This window comes from Streptomyces sp. NPDC058279 (assembly GCF_042881255.1).
GTDB lineage: Bacteria > Actinomycetota > Actinomycetes > Streptomycetales > Streptomycetaceae > Streptomyces.
This window is the reverse complement of record NZ_JBHVYA010000014.1, coordinates 1-19,542: the sequence shown is the minus strand read 5'-3', so window position 1 is coordinate 19,542 and position 19,542 is coordinate 1. Positions and strand designations below refer to the sequence as shown.

20 protein-coding genes are annotated in these 19,542 nt (G+C 72.5%); 5 read left to right on the top strand and 15 right to left on the bottom strand.

All coding sequences use genetic code 11. From position 1 onward, the window contains the following. Positions 1–57: 57 nt before the first annotated feature. The 7 genes from ACFVXJ_RS23670 to ACFVXJ_RS23640 all read right to left on the bottom strand — a co-directional run bounded on the left by ACFVXJ_RS23670 (position 58) and on the right by ACFVXJ_RS23640 (position 6,902). Positions 58–249: a DUF5302 domain-containing protein gene (locus ACFVXJ_RS23670; RefSeq protein ID WP_389664435.1), complete on the bottom strand. Its 192-nt coding sequence runs from the start codon at positions 247–249 to the stop codon at positions 58–60. A gap of 99 nt (positions 250–348) precedes the next feature. Beyond that, positions 349–1,302 (bottom strand): aromatase/cyclase, encoded by a 954-nt coding sequence (locus ACFVXJ_RS23665; protein WP_389664433.1) that lies wholly within the window; start codon positions 1,300–1,302, stop codon positions 349–351. A gap of 143 nt (positions 1,303–1,445) precedes the next feature. Continuing rightward, on the bottom strand, positions 1,446–2,267 hold the full coding sequence (locus tag ACFVXJ_RS23660) for a BTAD domain-containing putative transcriptional regulator (RefSeq protein ID WP_389664432.1): 822 nt from the start codon (positions 2,265–2,267) through the stop codon (positions 1,446–1,448). Positions 2,268–2,496: 229 nt separating this feature from the next. Then, entirely contained in the window at positions 2,497–3,381 is an 885-nt protein-coding gene (locus ACFVXJ_RS23655) for a BTAD domain-containing putative transcriptional regulator (protein ID WP_389664430.1), read from the bottom strand. A gap of 291 nt (positions 3,382–3,672) precedes the next feature. Next, on the bottom strand, positions 3,673–4,608 hold the full coding sequence (locus tag ACFVXJ_RS23650) for a DMT family transporter (protein ID WP_389664429.1): 936 nt from the start codon (positions 4,606–4,608) through the stop codon (positions 3,673–3,675). A 75-nt stretch (positions 4,609–4,683) separates the two neighbouring features. Then, positions 4,684–5,490 (bottom strand): thioesterase II family protein, encoded by an 807-nt coding sequence (locus ACFVXJ_RS23645; RefSeq protein WP_389664427.1) that lies wholly within the window; start codon positions 5,488–5,490, stop codon positions 4,684–4,686. Next, on the bottom strand, positions 5,487–6,902 hold the full coding sequence (locus ACFVXJ_RS23640; RefSeq protein WP_389664425.1) for an AMP-binding protein: 1,416 nt from the start codon (positions 6,900–6,902) through the stop codon (positions 5,487–5,489). Before ACFVXJ_RS23640 ends, ACFVXJ_RS23645 begins: the two co-directional genes overlap by 4 nt. Positions 6,903–7,061: 159 nt before the next feature. Here ACFVXJ_RS23640 and ACFVXJ_RS23635 point away from each other — a divergent pair, with 159 nt between their 5' ends. After that, positions 7,062–7,859: a hypothetical protein gene (locus ACFVXJ_RS23635; RefSeq protein WP_389664423.1), complete on the top strand. Its 798-nt coding sequence runs from the start codon at positions 7,062–7,064 to the stop codon at positions 7,857–7,859. 177 nt (positions 7,860–8,036) lie between these two features. On the opposite strand, the gene gdhA is transcribed toward ACFVXJ_RS23635, so the two are convergent. Next, a complete protein-coding gene (gene gdhA / locus ACFVXJ_RS23630) occupies positions 8,037–9,392 on the bottom strand; it encodes an NADP-specific glutamate dehydrogenase (protein WP_389664422.1) in 1,356 nt (451 codons plus the stop codon). A gap of 233 nt (positions 9,393–9,625) precedes the next feature. Here gdhA and ACFVXJ_RS23625 point away from each other — a divergent pair, with 233 nt between their 5' ends. Further along, positions 9,626–10,114, top strand: a complete 489-nt coding sequence (locus tag ACFVXJ_RS23625) for a DUF1772 domain-containing protein (RefSeq protein ID WP_389664420.1) — start codon at positions 9,626–9,628, stop codon at positions 10,112–10,114. Between the two features lie 142 nt (positions 10,115–10,256). Here ACFVXJ_RS23625 and ACFVXJ_RS23620 read toward each other — a convergent pair whose 3' ends face one another. The 5 genes from ACFVXJ_RS23620 to ACFVXJ_RS23600 all read right to left on the bottom strand — a co-directional run bounded on the left by ACFVXJ_RS23620 (position 10,257) and on the right by ACFVXJ_RS23600 (position 15,602). Then, positions 10,257–11,174, bottom strand: a complete 918-nt coding sequence (locus tag ACFVXJ_RS23620) for an MBL fold metallo-hydrolase (protein ID WP_389664419.1) — start codon at positions 11,172–11,174, stop codon at positions 10,257–10,259. 31 nt (positions 11,175–11,205) lie between these two features. Further along, complete coding sequence (locus ACFVXJ_RS23615; protein WP_389664418.1) at positions 11,206–11,712, bottom strand: flavin reductase family protein; 507 nt, start codon at positions 11,710–11,712, stop codon at positions 11,206–11,208. A 118-nt stretch (positions 11,713–11,830) separates the two neighbouring features. Further along, complete coding sequence (locus ACFVXJ_RS23610; RefSeq protein ID WP_389664416.1) at positions 11,831–13,093, bottom strand: ketosynthase chain-length factor; 1,263 nt, start codon at positions 13,091–13,093, stop codon at positions 11,831–11,833. Further along, positions 13,090–14,361, bottom strand: coding sequence for a beta-ketoacyl-[acyl-carrier-protein] synthase family protein (locus ACFVXJ_RS23605; protein ID WP_389664415.1), 1,272 nt, complete (start codon positions 14,359–14,361; stop codon positions 13,090–13,092). Before ACFVXJ_RS23605 ends, ACFVXJ_RS23610 begins: the two co-directional genes overlap by 4 nt. Before the next feature lie 77 nt (positions 14,362–14,438). After that, positions 14,439–15,602 (bottom strand): DegT/DnrJ/EryC1/StrS family aminotransferase, encoded by a 1,164-nt coding sequence (locus ACFVXJ_RS23600; RefSeq protein WP_389664414.1) that lies wholly within the window; start codon positions 15,600–15,602, stop codon positions 14,439–14,441. Positions 15,603–15,800: 198 nt separating this feature from the next. Between ACFVXJ_RS23600 and ACFVXJ_RS23595 the strand changes: the two genes are divergently transcribed. From ACFVXJ_RS23595 to ACFVXJ_RS23585, 3 genes are all read left to right on the top strand, one after another. Further along, the gene (locus ACFVXJ_RS23595; protein ID WP_389664412.1) at positions 15,801–16,586 is read left to right on the top strand and encodes an SDR family NAD(P)-dependent oxidoreductase; all 786 of its coding nucleotides are present in this window, start codon (positions 15,801–15,803) and stop codon (positions 16,584–16,586) included. A gap of 71 nt (positions 16,587–16,657) precedes the next feature. After that, the gene (locus ACFVXJ_RS23590; RefSeq protein WP_389664410.1) at positions 16,658–17,611 is read left to right on the top strand and encodes an aromatase/cyclase; all 954 of its coding nucleotides are present in this window, start codon (positions 16,658–16,660) and stop codon (positions 17,609–17,611) included. After that, complete coding sequence (locus tag ACFVXJ_RS23585) at positions 17,608–18,462, top strand: oxidoreductase (protein WP_389664408.1); 855 nt, start codon at positions 17,608–17,610, stop codon at positions 18,460–18,462. Before ACFVXJ_RS23590 ends, ACFVXJ_RS23585 begins: the two co-directional genes overlap by 4 nt. A gap of 129 nt (positions 18,463–18,591) precedes the next feature. Here the strand turns inward: ACFVXJ_RS23585 and ACFVXJ_RS23580 are convergent, their stop codons facing one another. Together ACFVXJ_RS23580 and ACFVXJ_RS23575 are read right to left on the bottom strand one after the other, a co-directional pair. Next, on the bottom strand, positions 18,592–19,413 hold the full coding sequence (locus ACFVXJ_RS23580; RefSeq protein ID WP_389664406.1) for an SDR family NAD(P)-dependent oxidoreductase: 822 nt from the start codon (positions 19,411–19,413) through the stop codon (positions 18,592–18,594). A gap of 36 nt (positions 19,414–19,449) precedes the next feature. After that, on the bottom strand, positions 19,450–19,542 hold a 93-nt coding region (locus ACFVXJ_RS23575), incomplete at its 5' end, for an adenosylhomocysteinase (RefSeq protein ID WP_351857368.1).

Genomic DNA, 19,542 nt, shown 5'->3' with positions numbered 1-19,542 from the left:
GATCGCGGCAGCCCCTGCGGCCGCCGGGCGGTTTGTGGGGCGGTTTACGGGGCGGCCTCAGCCGGTCTTGCGGCGGAACCCGCGGCTCTGCCCGTGGGGTCCGTTGTACCCGTTGAGCTTCGAACGGCCTTCCTGGCCGGCCTGCCGCGCCCTGGCGATGCGCGCCTTGCGCTCCAGGGCCTCGCGGAACGCGCGCTTGCCTTCCGTCCCGGCGGCGTTGCTTTCCGGGTTTTCCGGGGTGGCGGTCATGTGGTGCCTCCTGAGCACATTCCGATCTGTTTCTCCGTGCAACCGGCCGGCCGCCCGCCTTCGCGGGAATGCCGGGCCGGGCGAATCACCGGAGCGCGGTCACCGGCCCGGGGTGAGGACCCGGACCGCGGATTCCGCGTACCGGCGGGCGCGGTGCAGCGTGGCGGTGCTCGCGGCGCCCAGGGCGCGGCGTACGTGGTCGCGCGCCTGGGCGACGTCGACGCCCGGGCCGAGGAACCGTTCGATGTCCTCCTCGCGCAGCACGACGCTGTGGCGGGCCACGGCGTTCAGCCCGGTCTCGTCGGGGATCAGCGACCATTCGCCGGTGTGCGCGGCCAGCGGCAGCGGGCCGCGCGTCTCCTTGAACACGATCCGCCCGGCGTGCGGGAAGCAGACGCGCACCGATTCGGTGGTGTGGACCCGGCCGTCGGCGCCGCGGGTGTCCAGGCTCAACAGCTGGACACCGGTGCGGTCTTCGCGGACGTCGGCGCGCAGCACGTCGGGCAGTTCGGCGGGCCAGTCCGCGGCCCCGTAGAGGAACTCGTAGACGAGTTCGGCGGGACCCTGGACGCGCACCGAGTCCTCGAAGGTGAGCAGGAGGTCGTCCAGGCGCGTCCAGCGCTCGGCGGTCTCCTTGAGCCGGGCCAGTTCGGCGGCGCTGTTGGCGTCGGTGGCGCGGGTGACCCACTCGGCGTCGGCCGCGTTGTCGTCCGCGACAGTGAAGTGGTGGAGGAGGGTCAGCTGGGACCGCCCGGGGCCCCGCTCCTCGACGGCCCAGCGGCCTCCCATGGAGGTGGCGGGCGGTGCCGGGAGCTCCTGGTGGAAGTCGATGGTGCGGGCCGCGGCGTCCAGGGACCGGCGGGAGGTCCAGGACGTGACGGTGCCGCCGGCGGTGGCCCACATGCCGAAGCGGTCGTGGGTCCCGTCGAAGTCGAGCCGTTCGACGTGGATGCTCGGCGGGACGAACAACGGCCACTGGGTGGTGTCCGCGAGCAGCGCGTAGACCACCCCGGCGGGCGCCGCCACCTCCACCGCGTACGACGTGCGACGCACACACTCACCTGACATCGGCTCACACCTCTCTCGACCCCCGGGGCTCCGACGATCGCGGGAGGCGCCGGAGGGCCGGTCGACCATGCCTCGACCCCCGGTCGGGCGGCGAGAGGCGGGAGGCGGACGGCGGACGGCGCGGTCCGCTACGCGGCGTAGAGGTCGAAGGTGGAGGAGCGGCGCGGTCCGGCGATGACGTCGAGGGCGGGGTCGACGGTCAGCATCGCCTGGTGCAGGCGCTGGAGCTGCGGGCTCGGTTCGACGCCGAGCTCCTCGACCAGCCGGGTGCGCAGCCTGCGGTAGACGTCGAGGGCGGTGGCCTGCCGGCCGGAGCGGTAGAGGGCGACCATGGCCTGGGAGTGCAGGCCCTCGTGCTGCGGGTGGCGGGCGGTCAACCCGGTGAGCTCCACGATGAGTTCCGCGTGCCGGCCGAGCCGCAGGTCGACGTCGATGCGCCGTTCCAGCGTCACGAGCCGGCTCTCCTCCAGCCGCAGGACCTCGATGCCGAGGACGGGTCCCACGTGGACGTCGACCAGCGCCGGGCCCTGCCACAGGGCGAGCGCCTCGCGCAGCCGGGCCGCCGCGCCCGCGTCGTCACCGGTGTCGAACGCCTGCTGACCGGCGCGGACGAGGCTCTCGTACGCGTGGACGTCGACGGCCTCGGGCGCGATCTGGAGCAGGTAGCCGCCGTGCCGGGTGGCGATGACGTCCTTGGCGCCGGCGGGCGCGCCGGGACCCATGGCCGTGCCCAGGCGCCGGCGCAGCTGGAGGATGTAGGTCTGGAGCGTGGTCAGGGCGCTCTGCGGGAGTTCCGTCCGCCAGAGCTCTTCCATGAGGGTGGGGACGGGGACCACCCGTCCCGGATACAGGGCCAGCAGCGCCAGGATCTGACGCGGTTTCCCCGCGGTCGGAACGATCGAGCCCCCGTTGACCTCGGCACTCAACGGACCCAGAACCTGAATCTTCACGGTTTCCTCCGCACCTGGTCGCATTCCGTCGATTTTCGGTCTCGGACATCGAACGGTAGCGAAGCCCGGGGCGGCTTCCCCGAATGGTCCAGCGCCTTCCCAGAGTTCCTCGACCGCACCTTCCGGGAAACGATCACACCGGCTGCGACCTGCCCACATGTCACTTCGTCGGCTACGGGGGAAAGGCCGCCGGGACCGGGCCATCCGGTAGCCCCCGCCGGGGTGGGGTTCAGCCGACGCGGACGAGCCGTTCGTCGGGGTTCTGCGCGGACGCGGCGGGCACGGCGGGCGGCGCGGCGGAGGTGGCGGCGGTTGCGGCGGTTGCGGCGGTTGCGGCGGCCCCCTCGGGGCCGGCCATGAGGATCGAGCGCTGGAGCCTGCGCAGGGCCACCGACGGCTCGATGCCGAGTTCGCGCACGAGGGTGGCGCGCAGCCGCTGGTAGACGTCGAGGGCCTCGCCGCGGCGGCCGGAGCGGTGCAGGGCGAGCATGAACTGGCCGTGCAGGTTCTCGTGGGTGCGGTAGCGGCTGGCCAGGACGGTGAGTTCGGCGAGCAGTTCGCGGTGCCGGCCGAGCCGCAGGTCCGCCTCGATGCGTTGGTCGAGGGCGCACAGCCGGGTCTCCTCCAAGCGGCGGCACTCCATGTCCAGTTGCACGCCGCCGGCCACGTCGGCGAACGCGGGGCCCGACCACAGGGCCAGCGCCTCGCGCAGCAGGCGGGCGGCGCCGGGGTGGTCGCCGGCGTCCATGGCCCGGTAGCCCAGGCCCGCGAGCCGGTCGAACTCGCGGACGTCGCTGGTGCCGCCGTTGCTGTCGAGCAGGTACCCGCCGGGCAGCGTGACGAGGACGTCCTTCGCGGTCCGGGTCTCGTCGCCGCCCCGTTCGAGGGCCGTGGTGATCAGGGTCCGGAGCTGGAGCACGTAGGTCTGGAGCGTGGTGCGGGCGCTGCGCGGCGGTTCGCCGGCCCACAGCTCCTCGATGAGGGCCGACACGGGGACGACCTGGTCGGCGTGCAGGGCCAGCAGCGCCAGGACCTGCCGCGGCTTGAGGGCGGTCGGCGTGACGGAGACTCCGTGCTCCCGCACCGCCAGCGTGCCAAGTACTTCGATGTCCACCCGTACTCCCCTGTCCGTGGATGAGCCTGCCTCAGTAAAAAACAGGCCCCACGGTTTGTCAATATCAAACCAACTGCGCCGTTTTCATCAAGGGTTTCGCAGGAGGCCTCGCCCCCACGCGTGCCACATCCGCCTGAACCGCGCCAATAAGGGCCTCAGTTGGCGCATCGACACGACCTGACGGCCACTCAAAAACAGACCGCGCAGTCGGTGTTTCGGGGGAAGTCGGGACAGAAGAAAGGGCGACGGGACACCCCGCCGCCCTCTCCCGGGCACCTCACGCACCGCCGGTCAGGGCCGGTCGGCGGCCTCCTTCGCCGGGACCGCCGTCGGGGCCGGTCGCGTGCCCCGCGTCCGGGAGACCGCCACGCCGCCGAGGCAGATCGCCCCGCCCAGCAGCGTCAGCCAGCCGGGCACCTCGTCCAGGACGAGCCAGGCGATCAGCACCACCACGGCCGGCACGGCGTAGGTGGTCGCGCCCATCTTCCCGGCGGTGGTCCGCGAGAGCGCGTACGTCCAGGTGGTGAAGGCCAGGGCGGTCGGGAAGAGGCCCAGGTACACCATGTTGAGGGTGGCGGTCAGCGGCGCCTCGGGAAGCTGTGTGACCAGTTGTCCGGCGAACGGCAGGGTCACCGCCGTACCGACGAAGCAGCCGTAGGTGGTCACCTGGAGCGGACTCGCGTGCCGCAGCGCCGGCTTCTGCGAGACCACGCCGGCCCCGTAGGTGAGCGCGGCGAGCAGACAGAGCAGCACACCGGTGAGGGAGGAGGAGCCGCCCTTGGACGTGGACATCCCGACGACGGCCGCCCCGACGAAGGAGACGGCCATCCCCGCCAACAGCTTCGGCGGGAAACCCTCCTTGAGGAGCCATCCGCTCAGCAGGGCGATGACGAGGGGGCCGATGTTGACGATCATCGCCGCGGTGCCGGCGTCGACGCCCTGCTCGCCCCAGTTCAGCGCCACCATGTAGAGCCCGAACCACAGCACACCGGAGGCGAGGATGCCCGGCCACGCCTCTCGCGACGGCAGCGGCACCCGCTTGACCAGCAGCACCGCGCCGAGCGCGATCGACGCGGTCAGGAGCCGGCCCAGGGCCAGGGCGCCGGGCCCGAAGTGCTGGGCCGAAGCGCGGATGGAGACGAACGCGGAGGCCCACATCACGACGGTGACGGAGGCCGCCAAGAGGGCACGGTGATCGGTTCTGGGAGCGCCAGCCGTTTGATCCATGCGAGCAACGTACTCACGCCGGCCCGCGCTGCCCAGATCGTCACGCCCGATCCGGCCACCGACGGCGCGCTTCGGCTATCCCGGTGAACCGGCCGGTGCCGGACGGGCCGTGAAGGCGGTCAGGTCCTCGACGAGCGCCCGCGTCACCGCCTCGCGCATGTCGTTGAGGTAGAAGTGGCCGCCCGGGAAGGAGCGGAAGGTGAAGGCGCCCTCGGTCAGCTCCCGCCAGGCCATCGCCTCGGGGGCGCCGACGCGCGGGTCCGACGCGCCGATCAGCACGCTGACGGGCGCGCGCAGCGGCGGCCCCGGTTCGTGCCGGTAGGTCTCGACCGCCTTGTAGTCACCGCGCAGCGCCGGGAGGATCAGCTCCCGGAACCCCGGATCGGCGAGCAGCCGGGCGTCGGTCCCGGCCAGTGCGGTCAACGTACCGATCAGGGCGTCGTCGCCCCGCAGGTGCACGTCCTCCGCGCGGTGCAGGAGCGCCGAGCGGCGACCGGAGAGGATCAGCCCGCGCGGGCCCGCGCCGGCGCGCTCCAGGCGGCGCGTCAGTTCGTAGCCGACCAGGGCGCCCATGCTGTGCCCGAACACGGTCAACGGCCGCCCGCGCCAGGGCCGCAGCGCCTCCTGCACCCCGTCGACGAGCGCGCCGACGCACTCGGGGACCGGCTCCCCGAGCCGCTCCTGACGGCCGGGGTACTGGGCGATGAGCACCTCGGCGTGCGCGGACAGCGCCGGGGAGAACGGGCGGTAGTAGGCGGCGTTCCCGCCGGCGTGCGGGAGCAGCACGATGACGGGTGCGTCCGGCGACGGCGGGCCGGCGTCGAAGCGGCGCAGCCAGGGACTGCCGGTGACGCGGCGGGTGGCGCGGTCGGGCCCGGTCACCGCCGCTCCCCCGCCGCGCCGCCCGCCGCAGCCGCGTCCGCGGCCCCGCCGGCGGACCCGCCGGCGGACCCGTCCGTGAGCAGCAGCCTCTTCTGCGGCTTGCCCATGGCGTTGCGCGGCAGCGACGCGACGAAGCGGACCTCGCGAGGGCGTTTGTGCACCGACAGGTGCGCGGCGACGAAGTCGGTGAGTTCGGCGCCGGAGACGCCCTCGGCGACGACGAAGGCCACGATGCGCTGGCCGAGGTCCGCGTCCGGGACGCCGACCACGGCCGCCTCGCTGACCTTGGGATGGTCGAGCAGGGCGTTCTCGATCTCGCCCGCGCCGATCCGGTAGCCGCCGGACTTGATCATGTCGATGGAGGCCCGGCCCACGATGCGGTGGACGCCGTCCCCGTCGACGGCGGCGATGTCGCCCGTACGGAACCAACCGTCCTCGGTGTACGCGGCCGCGGTCGCCTCCGGCCGGCCCAGGTACCCGTCGAACAAGGTGGGTCCGGTCAGCTGGAGTTCGCCGATCTCCGCGCCCGGTTCGGCGGCGATCCGGGTGCGGATGCCGCGCAGCGGGGTGCCGACCGTGCCCGGGTGGACCTCGCCGCCGGCCCGGCCGCTGACGGTGATCAGGGTCTCGGTCATCCCGTACCGCTCGACGGGCCGGTGGCCGGTCAGTGCCTCCAGGTCCCGGAAGACCGGCGAGGGCAGGGCGGCGCTGCCGGAGACGAGCAGCCGGGCCCCGGACAGGGCGGCGGCGGCGCGGGGTTCCGCGGCGACGCGGGACCAGACGGTCGGCACCCCGAAGTACAGGCTGCCGCCGGCCGCGGCGTAGGCCTCGGGGGTGGGCCGTCCGGTGTGCACGAGGCGGCTGCCCGTGCGCAGCGCGCCGAGGACGCCGAGGACGAGGCCGTGCACGTGGAACAGGGGCAGGCCGTGCACGAGGGTGTCGTCGGCGCTCCACTGCCATGCCTCGGCGAGGGCGTCGAGGTCGGCGGCGATGGCCGCCGCCGTGAGGACCACGCCCTTGGGCGGGCCGGTGGTGCCGGAGGTGTAGAGGATCAGTGCGGGGTCCCGGTCGGCGGCGGGCGGCCGTTGCCGGCCGGGGTCCCTGCCCTTGCGGGCGAAGTCCACGTCGATCTCGACCGCCCCGGAGTCCCGCAGGATGTGCCCCCGTTCGGCGGGCCCGGCGTCGGGCGGCAACGGTACGAGGGGCACCCCGGCCAGCAGCGCGCCGACGGCGGCGGCGACGGTCTCCAGCGACGCGGTCGCGGTGACGGCGAACGCGGCGGCCCCGGTGTCGATGACCTCGGCCGCCACGGCCCGTGCGGCGCCGAGCAGTTGCTCGTACGAACAATCCCGGCCGGCAACGCTGAGAGCGTCGGGCCGGTCCCCGAACACCCCGTCCAGTGCGGTAAGCACGCGCGACTCCTCGGTAGTAGTCCCCCCAGGCTACGACCCACCCCTCGCGCACCCCCGGTGCCCGACCACATCCCACCCGTATCCCCCGGGAACCGGCGGACGGCACCCGCCCCGCCGTCGGGCCGTGGATGATGGCAGCCGACTCTCTGGAGGGGTGGGATGGGACGACAGGACGACGCGGACGCATTGGACGCCGAGCTGATGAAGCGACTGCTGCCGAGCGGCGCGATCCGCGCCATGGGCGGGTGGCTCGCCGGGCCGGGGGCCCGGTACGCCACCGGCGCCGGTGCTCATCGCGTGCAGTACGTGCCCGCGCACTGGGCGGGCATCGAGTCGTGGCCGGACCGGCTCTCCGACCGGTCGCGTGCGGAAACCGTGACGATCAGCCGCACCCAGGTGGTGGAGGTGGTGCGGGAGGCGGTGCGGGGCGACCGATGGGCCGAGGCTTTCGTCGCCTCGTATGTGTGGGGACAAGGCAGGATCGGCTACGGCCCGCACCGCCTCAAGGACATCCTGGCCGAGCCGAATGTCGCCGATGTGGTGGCGGGTGCCGACGCGGCCCTCCGGGAGGACGGGGCGGTCGCGGCGTATGACGTGCTGTACCGAGCGGTCAGAGGGCTGGGGCCGGCGTTCTTCACCAAGCTGCTCTACTTCCTCGGCCTGGCGAGGGACGCTCCCGCTGCCCCTCGTGCCCTCATCCTGGACCAAAGGGTCGCGCGCGTCGTGCGCGCCCACGCCACGCGGATCGGGCTGGAGGCCGGACTCGCATCGGCGTCGGACGTGGCGACCTGGACGTGGTCGGACAGCGGCTGGACACCACATCGCTACGAGGTGTACCTGCGCTGGATCACCGCTTCCGCCGAGCAGCTCGTCTCCGCCGGGATCGGCTGGCCCGCGTCAAGCCCCGATCTGCTCGAACTCGCCCTGTTCGACGGCGTCTGGGATCCGACGACCTGACTCCCGGACCGGCCCGCGACTCGGGTCGCCCCAGCCGACGCCCGCCGGCGCCCGCCGGCGCCCGCCGGCGCCCCGCCGGGGGCGGGGCTGGGCCGGGGTGGGCGCCCCGGCCGGGTCCGTGCGGCGGACGGCGTCGCGGACGGGCCAGGCCGGAGGCTCACGGCGGGTGGGGCGGGGTCAGATCACGCCCTGGGCCAGCATCGCGTCCGCGACGCGCTCGAAGCCGGCGATGTTCGCGCCGGTGACGTAGTCCCCGGGGGCTCCGTAGCGCTCGGCGGTCTCGTAGGACACGGCGTGGATCGACCGCATGATCCGGGCCAGTTCCTCCTCCACCCGCTCGCGTCCCCACGCCACGCGGCCCGCGTTCTGCGCCATCTCCAGCGCGCTGACGGCCACGCCGCCCGCGTTCGCCGCCTTGCCGGGGCCGAACGCGACGCCCGCCTGCTGGAGCACCCGCACCGCCTCCGGCGTCGTCGGCATGTTGGCGCCCTCGGAGACGGCCTTGACGCCGCCCGCGACCAGCGTGCGCGCGTCGTCGACGTCCAGCTCGTTCTGCGTGGCCGACGGGAACGCCACGTCCGCCGGGACCTCCCAGACCCGACCGCCCTGCACGAAGCGCGCCGACGCCCCGCGCCGGGCGGCGTACTCGCTGATCCGGCCGCGCTCGACCTCCTTGATCTGCTTCAGCAGCGCGAAGTCGATGCCCTTCTCGTCCACGACGTAGCCGGAGGAGTCGGAGGCCGTCAGCGGGTTCGCGCCCAGCTGCTGGAGCTTCTCGATCGTGTAGAGGGCGACGTTGCCGGAGCCCGACACGACCGCGCTCAGGCCGTCCAGCGACTCGCCCCGGACCTTGAGCATCTCCGCGGCGAACAGCACCGAGCCGTAGCCGGTGGCCTCCGGGCGGATCGCGGAGCCGCCCCAGCCCTGGCCCTTGCCGGTCAGGACGCCGGCCTCCCAGCGGTTGGTGATGCGCCGGTACTGGCCGAACAGGTAGCCGATCTCACGGCCGCCGACGCCGATGTCACCGGCGGGGACGTCGGTGTGCTCACCGATGTGACGCGACAGCTCCGTCATGAACGACTGACAGAAGCGCATGACCTCGGCGTCGGACTTGCCGTGCGGGTCGAAGTCGCTGCCGCCCTTGCCGCCGCCGATGCCGAGACCCGTCAGGGCGTTCTTGAAGATCTGCTCGAAGCCGAGGAACTTCACCACGCCGATGTCCACGGACGGGTGGAACCGCAGGCCGCCCTTGTACGGGCCGAGCGCGCTGTTGAACTCGACCCGGTAGCCGCGGTTGACCTGCACCCGGCCCCGGTCGTCCGTCCACGGCACGCGGAAGAGGATCTGCCGCTCCGGTTCGGTGATCCGCTCGACCAGCGCCACGGCCGGGTCGGCGTACTCGGGGCGCGCGGCGAACACCGGGCCGAGGGTGTCCAGGACTTCCCGTACGGCCTGGTGGAACTCGGGCTGGGCGGGGTTGCGGCGCTCGATGTCGGCCCGCAGTGCGTCCAGCCTGTCCTTGGGGTCCTTCACGACATGTTTCCTCTCGGAGGGTGGCAGGCGGGCGTGCGGGCCCAGGCGGGAGAGTACCGTGCGTCGCCCCGGGCGTGCAGAGGGCTTCCGCCCCCTGGAACGCCCCTGGAGTCCGGCTCGCGCCCCGCCGGAGCGGCGCGCTTCGGGCCGGGTCGGCCGCCGGCCGTGACGTGCGGGGCCCGTAGGATCGGCGGGACGCGTGGGGGCCGGTCGACCCGGGGGGAAGCACCCGTATGGAAATGGCACGTTTGGCGTCGCTCGTTGCCGCGACGATCACCATGGGGCTGGTCAGCGGCCTCTTCTACGGATTCGCGGTGTCCGTGATGCCCGCCCTGCGGCGCGCCGACGACCGGACCGTCATCGAGGTGATGCAGCGCGTCAACGTCGCCATCCTCAACGGCTGGTTCGTGCTCGGCTACATCGGCGCCCTGCTCTTCACCGGCCTGGCCCTGGTCCTGCACGCCGTGTCCGCCCGCGGCGCCGTGCTCGCACCTCTGGCGGGGGCGTTCGTCTGCTACCTGGCCTCGATGGTCGTCACGGGCCGGGTCAACATCCCGCTGAACAACGCCCTGGAGAAGGCCGGTCCGCCCGCCGCGCTCGCGGACCCGGCCGCCGTCCGCCGCGCCTTCGAGGGGCCGTGGACGCGGGCCAACGTCGGGCGCACGCTGCTGTGCACGGCGGCCACCGGCCTGCTGGCCTGGGCCCTGATCCTGACGCCCTGACCTGCCGGCGCACCAGCCTGCCGACCTGCCGAGGCCGGAGCAGGCCGGCGACGACATGTTCCTTTTACGCGTTGGCCCGGGCGAACGCCGTCAACACCGTTAACGGCGTTGACGCGGCAGACCTTGTTGCCGCCGCGCGTGTTCAGGCGGCGCAGGCGGGCAGCCCGCCGTGGAAGTCGACCATCTCCGAGAACAGCTCCCCGATGTCGAGGCGGTGGCCGGGAGCGGCGCCCTTGGCCTCCGCGTACGCCCGGTGCAGGTTGGGCACCAGCCGTTCGTTGTCCAAGAGCTCCGCGTACGGTCCCAGGTCCGCCGACCGCGCGGTCTCCAGCGGGGTCAGCCCCGCCGCGATCCCGTCGGCGGCGAGGCCCTGGACGTACCGCAGGTAGCCGGCGGTGGTGTCGAGGAGTTCGGTGCCGCCGACCGGGCCGTGGCCCGAGACGACGGTCCGGGGCCCCAGCGCCCGCAACTTCTCGATCACGGCGAGGGAGCCGGACACGGACCCGGTCAGGCAGAACGGCGTCGCCCCCGACATGACCACGTCCCCGGCGAACAGGACACGCTGCCCGGGCAGCCACACCACTGTGTCGTTGGTGGTGTGTGCGGTGCCCAGGTGCATCAGCTCGGCCCGGACGTCTCCCAGGTGCAGGGTGATCGAGTCGCGGAAGGTCAGGCCGGGCAGCTCGACGCCGACGTCGCCCCAGCAGACCTCCGGCCACAGGCCGGTCAGGTGCAGGCCCGCGAGGTCCATCTCGGCGCGGGTCGCCTCGTGGGCGACGACCACGGCCTCGTCGGCGAAGAGCCGGTTGCCGAAGGTGTGGTCCCCGTGCGGGTGGGTGTTGACCACGAGCCGCGGAGCGTGCGGCGTGACCTGCCGGACCGCCTCCCGCAGGGCCTTGGCCCGGGCCTCCGTGGCGGCGGTGTCGATGAGCGCGGGACGGCCGCCGGCGGTGATGAGTCCCGCGTTGTTGAGGCACCAGCCGCCGTCCGGCTGGATGTACGCGTAGACGTCCTCGGCGACCTCGTGCAGGCGTGCGTCGGACGGGGAACTCTCGGTCACTGCTCTCTCCTGGATGCCACGGGGCGGCCCTTCAGCGGGTGGACGAGACGAGGGCCGGGCTTGAGCCCGGCCGGGTGAACTGGCGGTTGTGGTAGACGAGCGGGTCCGCCCCACCGACGGTGACGGACTCGACGCGGCCGACGAGGATGCTGTGGTCGCCGCCGTCCAAGACGTCGTGCAAGGTGCAGACGAGCCGGGCCGTGGCGTCGGGCAGGCCCGGCAGGCCGTGTTCGAAGGCCTCCATCGGGCTGCCGGTGAACTTGTCGGCCGCCGAACGGGCGAAGCTGGCCGCGACGTCGGTGTGGTCGGCCGCGAGCACGTTGACCAGGAACCGGCCGCACGTGACGAAGGCGTCGTGACAGGACGCGGTCTTCGCAGGGCAGACCAGCACCAGCGGCGGGTCGAGTGACAGGGAGGTGAAGGAGCTGGCGGTGAAGCCCCAGCGCCGTCCGGCGCCGTCCACGGTGGTCACGACGGTGACCGGTGTGGGGACCTGCGCCATGGCACGGGCGAACTCGGTGGGGTCGATGGTGGGCAACGGTCCTCCTGGCTCTGGTGGGTGCGGGACTGGACCGCGGGACGGGGGCGGGTGCGGCGCGCGGCGACCGCCCCGAGCCGGCTGCCCGGCCGGGCGGCCGGGCGGCCGGGCAGCCGGCTCAGGCGGCGCGGACCACCATGGCCGCGTTGAAGCCGCCGCGGCCTCGGGCCAGCACCAGTGCCGTACGCAGCCGCTCGGGGCGGCGCACCTCGGTGACGAGGTCGACCGCGCAGTCCGCCGCGGGCGGCCCGGTGTTGACCGTCGGCGGGATCACCCCGTCGCGCAGCGAGAGCAGGGCGGCGGCCAGGTCGAGGGAGGCCCCGCCCGCGGCGAGCCGGCCCGTCATCGTCTTGGGCGCGGTCACCGGGACGCCGTGGTCCCCGAAGAGCCCGGCGATGGCCGCGGCCTCCTCGCGGTCGGCGGTGCGCCGCCCCGCCGCGTCGGCGAAGACCACGTCGACATCGGCTGCGGTCAGCCCGGCGTCGCGCAGGGCCAGTTCGGCTGCGGCCCGCAGCCTCGGTGCGCCGCCCGAGCCCGGCGGCGGGTCGAAGGTGGAGGCGTAGCCGGCGACGGTCCCGTACACGGTGGCGCCGCGCTCTCGGGCGGCTGCCGCGTCCTCCAGGATGAGCAGCGCGCCGCCCTCGCCGGCGACGTGGCCGTCCGCGTCGGCGGAGAACGGCCGGAAGGCGGCTGCCGGGTCTTCGCTCGTGGTCAGCTCGCCGCCGGCCAGGTGCGCTGCCCAGCCCCACGGGCAGAGGGACGAGTCCACCCCGCCCGTGACCAGCAGTTGGACGCCCTTGCGGAGCTGGCGGCGGGCCTGGGCGACCGCGTCGAGGCCGCCGGCCTGCTCGGTGACGAGGACCCCGCTGGGTCCGCGCAGCCCGTTCTTGATCGAGATTTGGCCGGTGTTGACGGCGTAGAACCAGGCGAAGGACTGGTAGGCGCTGACGTACTGGCCGCCCTTGCTCCACAGCGCCTGGAGTTCCCTTTGGCCGAACTCGAAGCCGCCCGCGGAGCTCGCGGTGATGACGCCCGCCGCGTAGTCGGGCAGCCGGGCGGGGTCCACGCCCGCGTCGGCGAGGGCCTCGTCGGCGGCGGTGAGGGCGAGCCGGGTCATGTGGTCGGTCTGCGGCAACAGCCGGCCGGGGATGTGGTCGGCCGCGTCGAAGCCCCGGACCTCGCCGGCCAGCTTGGCGGGGTACTGGTCCGTCTCGAACCGGGAGACCGGGCGGATGCCGCTCTCCCCGCGCAGGACCGCGCTCCACCACGCCTCGGTGCCCAGGCCGTTCGGAGCGGCGACACCTATGCCGGTGACGACGGGCGCGGCGGGCGCGGTGAGGGTGTCGGTGTCGCTGCGGGCGGCGGCGGTTTCCGTGGTCATGCGGCATCTCCCAGGCGCGGGCGGGTCAGGATCATGGCGCTCTGGAAGCCGCCGAAGCCGCTGCCGACGCTGAGCACGGTGTCGGTGCGCTGCTCGCGGGCGACGAGCGGGGTGTAGTCCAGGTCGCACTGGGGGTCGGGTGTGTGCAGGTTCGCGGTGGGGGGAACCGTGTTGTGCTCGATGGCCAGTGCGCTGGCGGCGACTTCCAGGGAGCCGATGGCGCCCAGCGAGTGGCCGATCATCGACTTGATGGAGCTGACGGGCACGTCGTACGCGTGCTGCCCGAGGCTGCGCTTGAAGGCGGCCGTTTCGTGGCGGTCGTTCTGCTTGGTGCCGGAGCCGTGGGCGTTGATGTAGGCGACGGCCGTCGGGTCGAGGCGGGCCTCGTCGAGGGCGACGGTGATCGCCTCCGCCATTTCGTGGCCGTCGGCGCGCAGGCCGGTCATGTGGTAGGCGTTGCAGCGGCTGGCGAAGCCCGCGATTTCCGCGTAGACGTGGGCGCCGCGGCGGCGCGCGCTCTCCAGTTCCTCCAGCACCAGGACGGCCGACCCCTCGCCGAGGACGAAGCCGTTGCGGGTGGCGTCGAAGGGCCGGGACGCGGTGCCGGGCTCGTCGTTGCGCGGTGAGGTGGCCTTGATGGCGTCGAAGCAGGCCAGGGTGATGGGCGAGATCGGGGCCTCGGTCGCTCCGGTGATCATCACATCGGCGCTGCCCTCGCGGATCAGCTCGACGGCGTGCCCGATGGAGTCCAGGCCGGAGGTGCAGCCGGTGGAGACCAGCGAGACGGGGCCCTGGGCGTGGGCGCGCCAGGCGACCTCCGCGGCCAGCGAGCTCGGCACGAAGTAGTCGAACAGGTGGGGGACGGCGAGGGTGTGGTCGACCTGCCAGGTGCTGCCGCCCTTGCTGACCGCGTTGTATTCGAGGTCCAGGCCCGTGGTGCAGCCGACGGCGCTGCCGAGGGTCACGCCGGTGCGCGTCGGGTCCAGGGCGGAGGTGTCCAGTCCGCTGTCGCGCAGTGCCTCGTCGGTGCTGACGAGCGCGAACTGGGCGGCCCGGTCCAGCCGTTCGGCCTCCTCGGGCGTGAACCCGTGCGCGAGCGGGTTGAAGTCGGCCTCGGCGGCGATCCGCGAGCGGAACTGGGAGGCGTCGAACAGGCTGATGGGACGGGTCGCGGTGGTCCCGGAGCTGAGGAGGGACCAGTACTCCTTGGTGCCCACTCCCCCGGGTGCGACCACGCCGATTCCGGTGATGACGACGCGTCGGGTCATTGGGTGTCCTTCACAAGTGAGTCCTTCTTCTGTGCTGTCGGTTCGGCCCGGGAGGGCGGCGCGGCCGGTCTTCGCTCTCAAGCGGCCGTTTCGGAGCGTCGCCGTTCCACTGCCTTGCGCAACGAGGCGACGACGGTGCGTACGTCGTCGTCGCTCAGGCCCGGGTGCAGGGGAAGGCACAGGGTCCGGTCGGACACCCAGTCGGAGGCCCGCAGGTCGGCGGCCGGGGCGCCGACGGCCGTGGTGTAGGCCGGGACCTTGTGGAGGGGTGCGTAGCGGAAGGTGGTGTAGATGTCGTCGGCGAGCAGGTCGCCCGCCACTTGGTCGCGGATCGCGGGATCCATCTGCACCCAGTAGAAGTAGTGCGTGGACTCGTGGCCCGCGGGCAGCGCGGGGGGTGTCAGCAGCCCGTCGAATCCGGCGAGCTCCCGGTCGTAGAGCGCGACGATCTCCCTGCGGCGCCGGACCATCTCGGGCAGCCGGCGCAGCTGTACGGAGCCGATGGCAGCCGTGAGGTCGTTGCCGATGACACGGCGGCCGGGCTCGGGGATGTCCAGCTCCCACCAGCGGGCCGACACCTTGGCGTAGCCGAAGCCGCTGGACTGGGTGAGGCCGTGGTAGGCGAGCCGGCGCACCCGGGCGGCCTGTTCCGCGTCCTTGACGTAGATCATTCCGCCGTCGCCGGTGACCAGCACCTTCATGGCGTCGAAGCTCCACATGGCCAGGTCGCCGAAGGTGCCGACGGCACGGCCGTCGACGCGGGAGGCGACCGAGCAGGCGGCGTCCTCGATCAGGGTGACGCCCCGCTCGCGGCACAGGCGGGCGATTTCCACGATGTCGCCCGGGTAGCCGCCGTAGTGGAGGACGACGACGGCCTTGGTCCGGTCGGTGAGGGCGGCTGCGACGTCCTTGGCCGTCGGGTTCAGCGTACGGGGATCGACATCGCAGAAGACCGGCCGGCCGCGACTGCCGACGACCGCGTTGGCCGCGGCGAGAAAGCTGAGGGAGGGCAGGACGACCTCGTCGCCGTCCTGGAGGTCGAGCGACTCCACGGCCAGGAACAGACCGGAAGTGCCCGAGTTGATGAAGAGGACGTGCTCCGGGGCGACACCCAGGTGCTCGGCGAACGCCGCCTCGAAGGCCTTGGTCCGGGGGCCGTGGCCGAGCCAGTGGTCCTCGAACACCGCGGCAACCGCGTCGAGTTCCTCAGCACCGACCTGGGGCTGAAAGAGATTGATCATAGTCGCCTCTCACGTCCGGATGTCGCGTCAGAGCTTGGGAACATCCGCTCGACATCCGATCGAGTCCCGGTGGTAGCCGTGGCACGCGGCGGCCCCCGCGCCGGAGGACGGACGGCCCCCAGCGCGGTTCGAGCGCTGTTCCATCGCCGTACCAGATCCTCCGCCTGCGTCCCTTGTCCAACTTGCCGAGGAGTTTTCATGCCGGAACAGACCAAGCGCGTTGCCGTCGTCACGGGTGCCACCAGTGGCATCGGGCTCGAAGTCGCCCGCACCCTGGCCGCGTCGGGCCACAGCGTGTACATCGGGGCGCGTGACGCGGGCAACGTCGCCCGGACCGTGAAGGAGCTGACCGCCGAGGGCCTGGAGGTCGACGGTTCGACCGTCGACGTCCGCAGCGGCGAAGGGGTCCGGGCGTGGATCGAGGCCGCCGTCGACCGCTTCGGAACCATCGACGTCGTCGTCAACAACGCGGGCCGCTCGGGCGGCGGGGTCACCGCCGACATCGCGGACGAGCTGTGGAACGACGTCATCGAAACGAACCTCAACAGCGTCTTCCGCGTCACCCGCGAGGCCCTGAACACCGGCGGCCTGCGTGCCAAGAGCCGCGGCCGCATCATCAACATCGCCTCCACCGCCGGCAAGCAGGGTGTGGTGCTCGGCGCCCCCTACTCGGCGTCGAAGCACGGCGTGGTCGGCTTCACCAAGGCCCTGGGCAACGAGCTGGCGCCGACGGGCATCACCGTGAACGCCGTGTGCCCCGGTTACGTCGAGACCCCGATGGCCGAGCGCGTCCGCCAGGGCTACGCCGCCGCGTACAACGCCACCGAGGAAGCCATTCTCGAGAAGTTCCAGGCCAAGATCCCGCTCGGCCGCTACTCGACCCCCCAGGAGGTCGCCGGGCTCGTCGGGTACCTCGCCTCCGACACGGCCGCCTCCATCACCGCGCAGGCGCTGAACGTCTGCGGCGGCCTGGGCAATTTCTGAGCCCGACGCGACGGCCGCACCCGAACCCCAACCCGATCACGCTCGCGATCCCGAACCCGAGGAGCAAGACCATGTCGCAGCCCGGCCTGCGTGAAGTGGAGCACGAGATCACGATCTCGGCCCCGGCCGCCGCCGTGTACCGGTTGATCGCCGAGGTCCAGAACTGGCCGCGGATCTTCCCTCCGACCATCTACGTCGACCACATCCCGGAGGGCGAGAACGAGGAGCGCATCCGCATCTGGGCCATCGCCAACGGCGAGGCCAAGAACTGGACCTCGCGCCGTACCCTGGACCCGCAACGCCTGACGATCACCTTCCGTCAGGAGATCCCCGCACCCCCCGTCGCCGCCATGGGAGGCACGTGGGTCATCGAACCCCTCTCCGACGGCGAATCCCGGGTGCGGCTGCTGCACGACTACCGGGCGATCGACGACGACCCGTCGAGCCTGGAGTGGATCGACCAGGCCGTCGACCGCAACTCCCGGTCCGAGCTGGCCGCGCTGAAGACGAACGTCGAGCAGGCCCACGCCGCCGAGGACCTGACGTTCTCCTTCGAGGACACGGTGCGGGTGGACGGTTCCGTCAAGGACCTCTTCGACTTCGTCAACGAGGCGGACCTGTGGTCGCAGCGCCTCCCCCACGTGGCGGTGGTGCGCCTGACCGAGGACACCCCCGGGCTGCAGGAGCTCGAAATGGACACCCGGGCCAAGGACGGCTCCACGCACACCACCAAGTCGTACCGGGTGACCTTCCCCCACCGGAAGATCGCGTACAAGCAGACGACCCTGCCGGCGCTGATGACCATGCACACCGGCTACTGGACTTTCGCCGAGGACGACGAGGGCGGCGTCTTCGCCTCCTCGCAGCACACGGTCACCATCAACACCGACAACATCGCCCGGATACTCGGCCCCGATGCGACGGTCGAGGACGCCAAGCAGTACGTGCGGACCGCTCTCAGCACCAACAGCACCGCCACCCTCAACCACGCCAAGGACTTCGCCGAGCAGCGAGTGCGGCGATGAACGCCGGGACGCCGCGGGTCTGGCTCGTCACCGGCGCCTCCCGAGGCCTGGGACGGGCCATCACCGAGGTCGTCCTGGAGGCCGGCGACACCGTGATCGCCACGGCCCGCCGCGTGGCGACCCTCGACCCCCTTGTCGAGCGCTTCGGCGAGCAGGTCGTCCCGATGGCGCTCGACGTCACCGACCGCGCGGCGGTGTTCGCCGCCGTGGCCGAGGGCGAGGAGCGGGCCGGACGGATCGACGTGCTGTTGAACAACGCGGGCTACGGGCTGGCGGGTGCCGTCGAGGAGGTCGGCGAGCAGCAGACCCGCGAGCAGTTCGACGTGAACTTCTTCGGGGCCCTGTGGGTGACGCAGGCCGTGCTGCCGGTCATGCGGCGCCAGGGCAGCGGCCATCTGCTCCAGATGTCCAGCATCGCGGGAGTCACCACCTACCCGAACCTGAGCATGTACTGCGCCAGCAAGTGGGCCCTGGAGGCGGTCGGGGAGACGCTGGCGCAGGAGGTCGCGGGCTTCGGTATCAACGTCACCCTGGTCGAGGCCGGTGAGTTCCGCACCGACTGGAGCGCGGGTTCCATGGTGCGGGCCACCCCCAAGGCCGCGTACGACTCCGTGCTCGCCAAACGCCGGCACGGCCTGTCGGGTGCCTACGCGCACCTCCAGCCCGGTGATCCGCGCAAGGCGGGCGAGGCCCTCCTGAAGCTGGTCGACGCCGAGGAACCGCCGCTGCGGGTCCTGCTGGGCAACGGTGCCGCCGACCTCGCCCCGAGCGTGCTGCGGGCGCGGCTGGCGGAATGGGAGGAGTGGGACGCTCTCGCCCGTACGACCGATTTCCCGGCGGACGGGTCGTGAGGGACCTGACAGCCGCCGTCGCACCGTCACGCCCGGCCGACCGCGCGTCGTCCACACGCGCCTGACGTACTTCCGCTCAGGGCGGTCCTCGTGTGTCCGACGGCTCCGGAACAGGCCGCCGGACACCCCCTAAGCCCAGTCGGTGACGATCGCGCCGTCCGGGGCGTAAGTACGCATCCGCTGGACGCGGACCTCCTCCTTGCGTACCTCGTCCAGCTTGCCGAGCAGGCCGTCGAGGTCGTCGAACACGGTCAGGTAGCGGCCGCGGAGCTCGTCGTACCGGCCGGTGGCCAGGTCGGTCACGAGCCGGCCGCTGTACTCGACGGGTGTCCACTGCATGTCGGGGTACTTGACGGCGAACGCGTCGGTCTGCCGGGTGCGGACGGAACCCGGGCTGATCATGAACGCCTTGACGCCGGGGGCGGACTTCTCCAGGGACAAGTCGAGGGTCTCGGTGAAGCGGACCAGGGAGCTCTTGCCGAACGAGTACGAGGTGACCGGGTAGGCCATCACACCGCTGTCGCTGCCGACGGTGATGACACTGCCGCGGCCCTGCGCAACCATGGTCGGCAGGACGGCGTGCGTCACGGTGAGCGTGCCCAGCACATTGACGTGGACGTCGTTCCACCATGCGTCGAGGTCCGCCTCCCAGAAGAGGGGCTCGCCCGGGGTGTAGACCGCCGCGTTGTTGACGAGCAGGCTCACCGGGCCGAAGTGCTCGTTGACCTGCTTGACGACCTGTCCGACGGCCACCGCGTCGTTGATGTCGGCAGGGGCCACCAGAAGGTGCGAGCGCTTGTCGCCCGCGAGTTCGGCCGTCTCCTCCAGCTCCGCGGCGTTGCGCGCCAGGATCGCGACGCGTGCACCCGCCTCGACGAGGGAGAGCGCTATCTGGCGTCCGATGCCCCGGCCACCGCCGGTCACGATCGCCACCTGGTTCGACAGTGTCATCTGTATGCCTTCCCTCGTGGGGGTCACGGAGTCCGATCAGTAGCGGTAGTGGTCGGGCTTGTACGGGCCTTCGACCTTGACGCCGATGTAGGCGGCCTGCTCCGGGCGCAGGGTGGTGAGCTTGACGCC

Bases quoted from the DNA above. Each gene is read 5' to 3' on its own strand.
- ACFVXJ_RS23590 (WP_389664410.1), top strand. From the start codon at position 16,658: ATGTCGCAGCCCGGCCTGCGTGAAGTGGAGCACGAGATCACGATCTCG.
- ACFVXJ_RS23600 (WP_389664414.1), bottom strand. From the start codon at position 15,602: ATGATCAATCTCTTTCAGCCCCAGGTCGGTGCTGAGGAACTCGACGCG.
- ACFVXJ_RS23610 (WP_389664416.1), bottom strand. From the start codon at position 13,093: ATGACCACGGAAACCGCCGCCGCCCGCAGCGACACCGACACCCTCACC.
- ACFVXJ_RS23585 (WP_389664408.1), top strand. From the start codon at position 17,608: ATGAACGCCGGGACGCCGCGGGTCTGGCTCGTCACCGGCGCCTCCCGA.
- ACFVXJ_RS23670 (WP_389664435.1), bottom strand. From the start codon at position 249: ATGACCGCCACCCCGGAAAACCCGGAAAGCAACGCCGCCGGGACGGAA.
- ACFVXJ_RS23595 (WP_389664412.1), top strand. From the start codon at position 15,801: ATGCCGGAACAGACCAAGCGCGTTGCCGTCGTCACGGGTGCCACCAGT.
- ACFVXJ_RS23635 (WP_389664423.1), top strand. From the start codon at position 7,062: ATGGGACGACAGGACGACGCGGACGCATTGGACGCCGAGCTGATGAAG.
- ACFVXJ_RS23650 (WP_389664429.1), bottom strand. From the start codon at position 4,608: ATGGATCAAACGGCTGGCGCTCCCAGAACCGATCACCGTGCCCTCTTG.
- ACFVXJ_RS23605 (WP_389664415.1), bottom strand. From the start codon at position 14,361: ATGACCCGACGCGTCGTCATCACCGGAATCGGCGTGGTCGCACCCGGG.
- ACFVXJ_RS23580 (WP_389664406.1), bottom strand. From the start codon at position 19,413: ATGACACTGTCGAACCAGGTGGCGATCGTGACCGGCGGTGGCCGGGGC.
- ACFVXJ_RS23625 (WP_389664420.1), top strand. From the start codon at position 9,626: ATGGAAATGGCACGTTTGGCGTCGCTCGTTGCCGCGACGATCACCATG.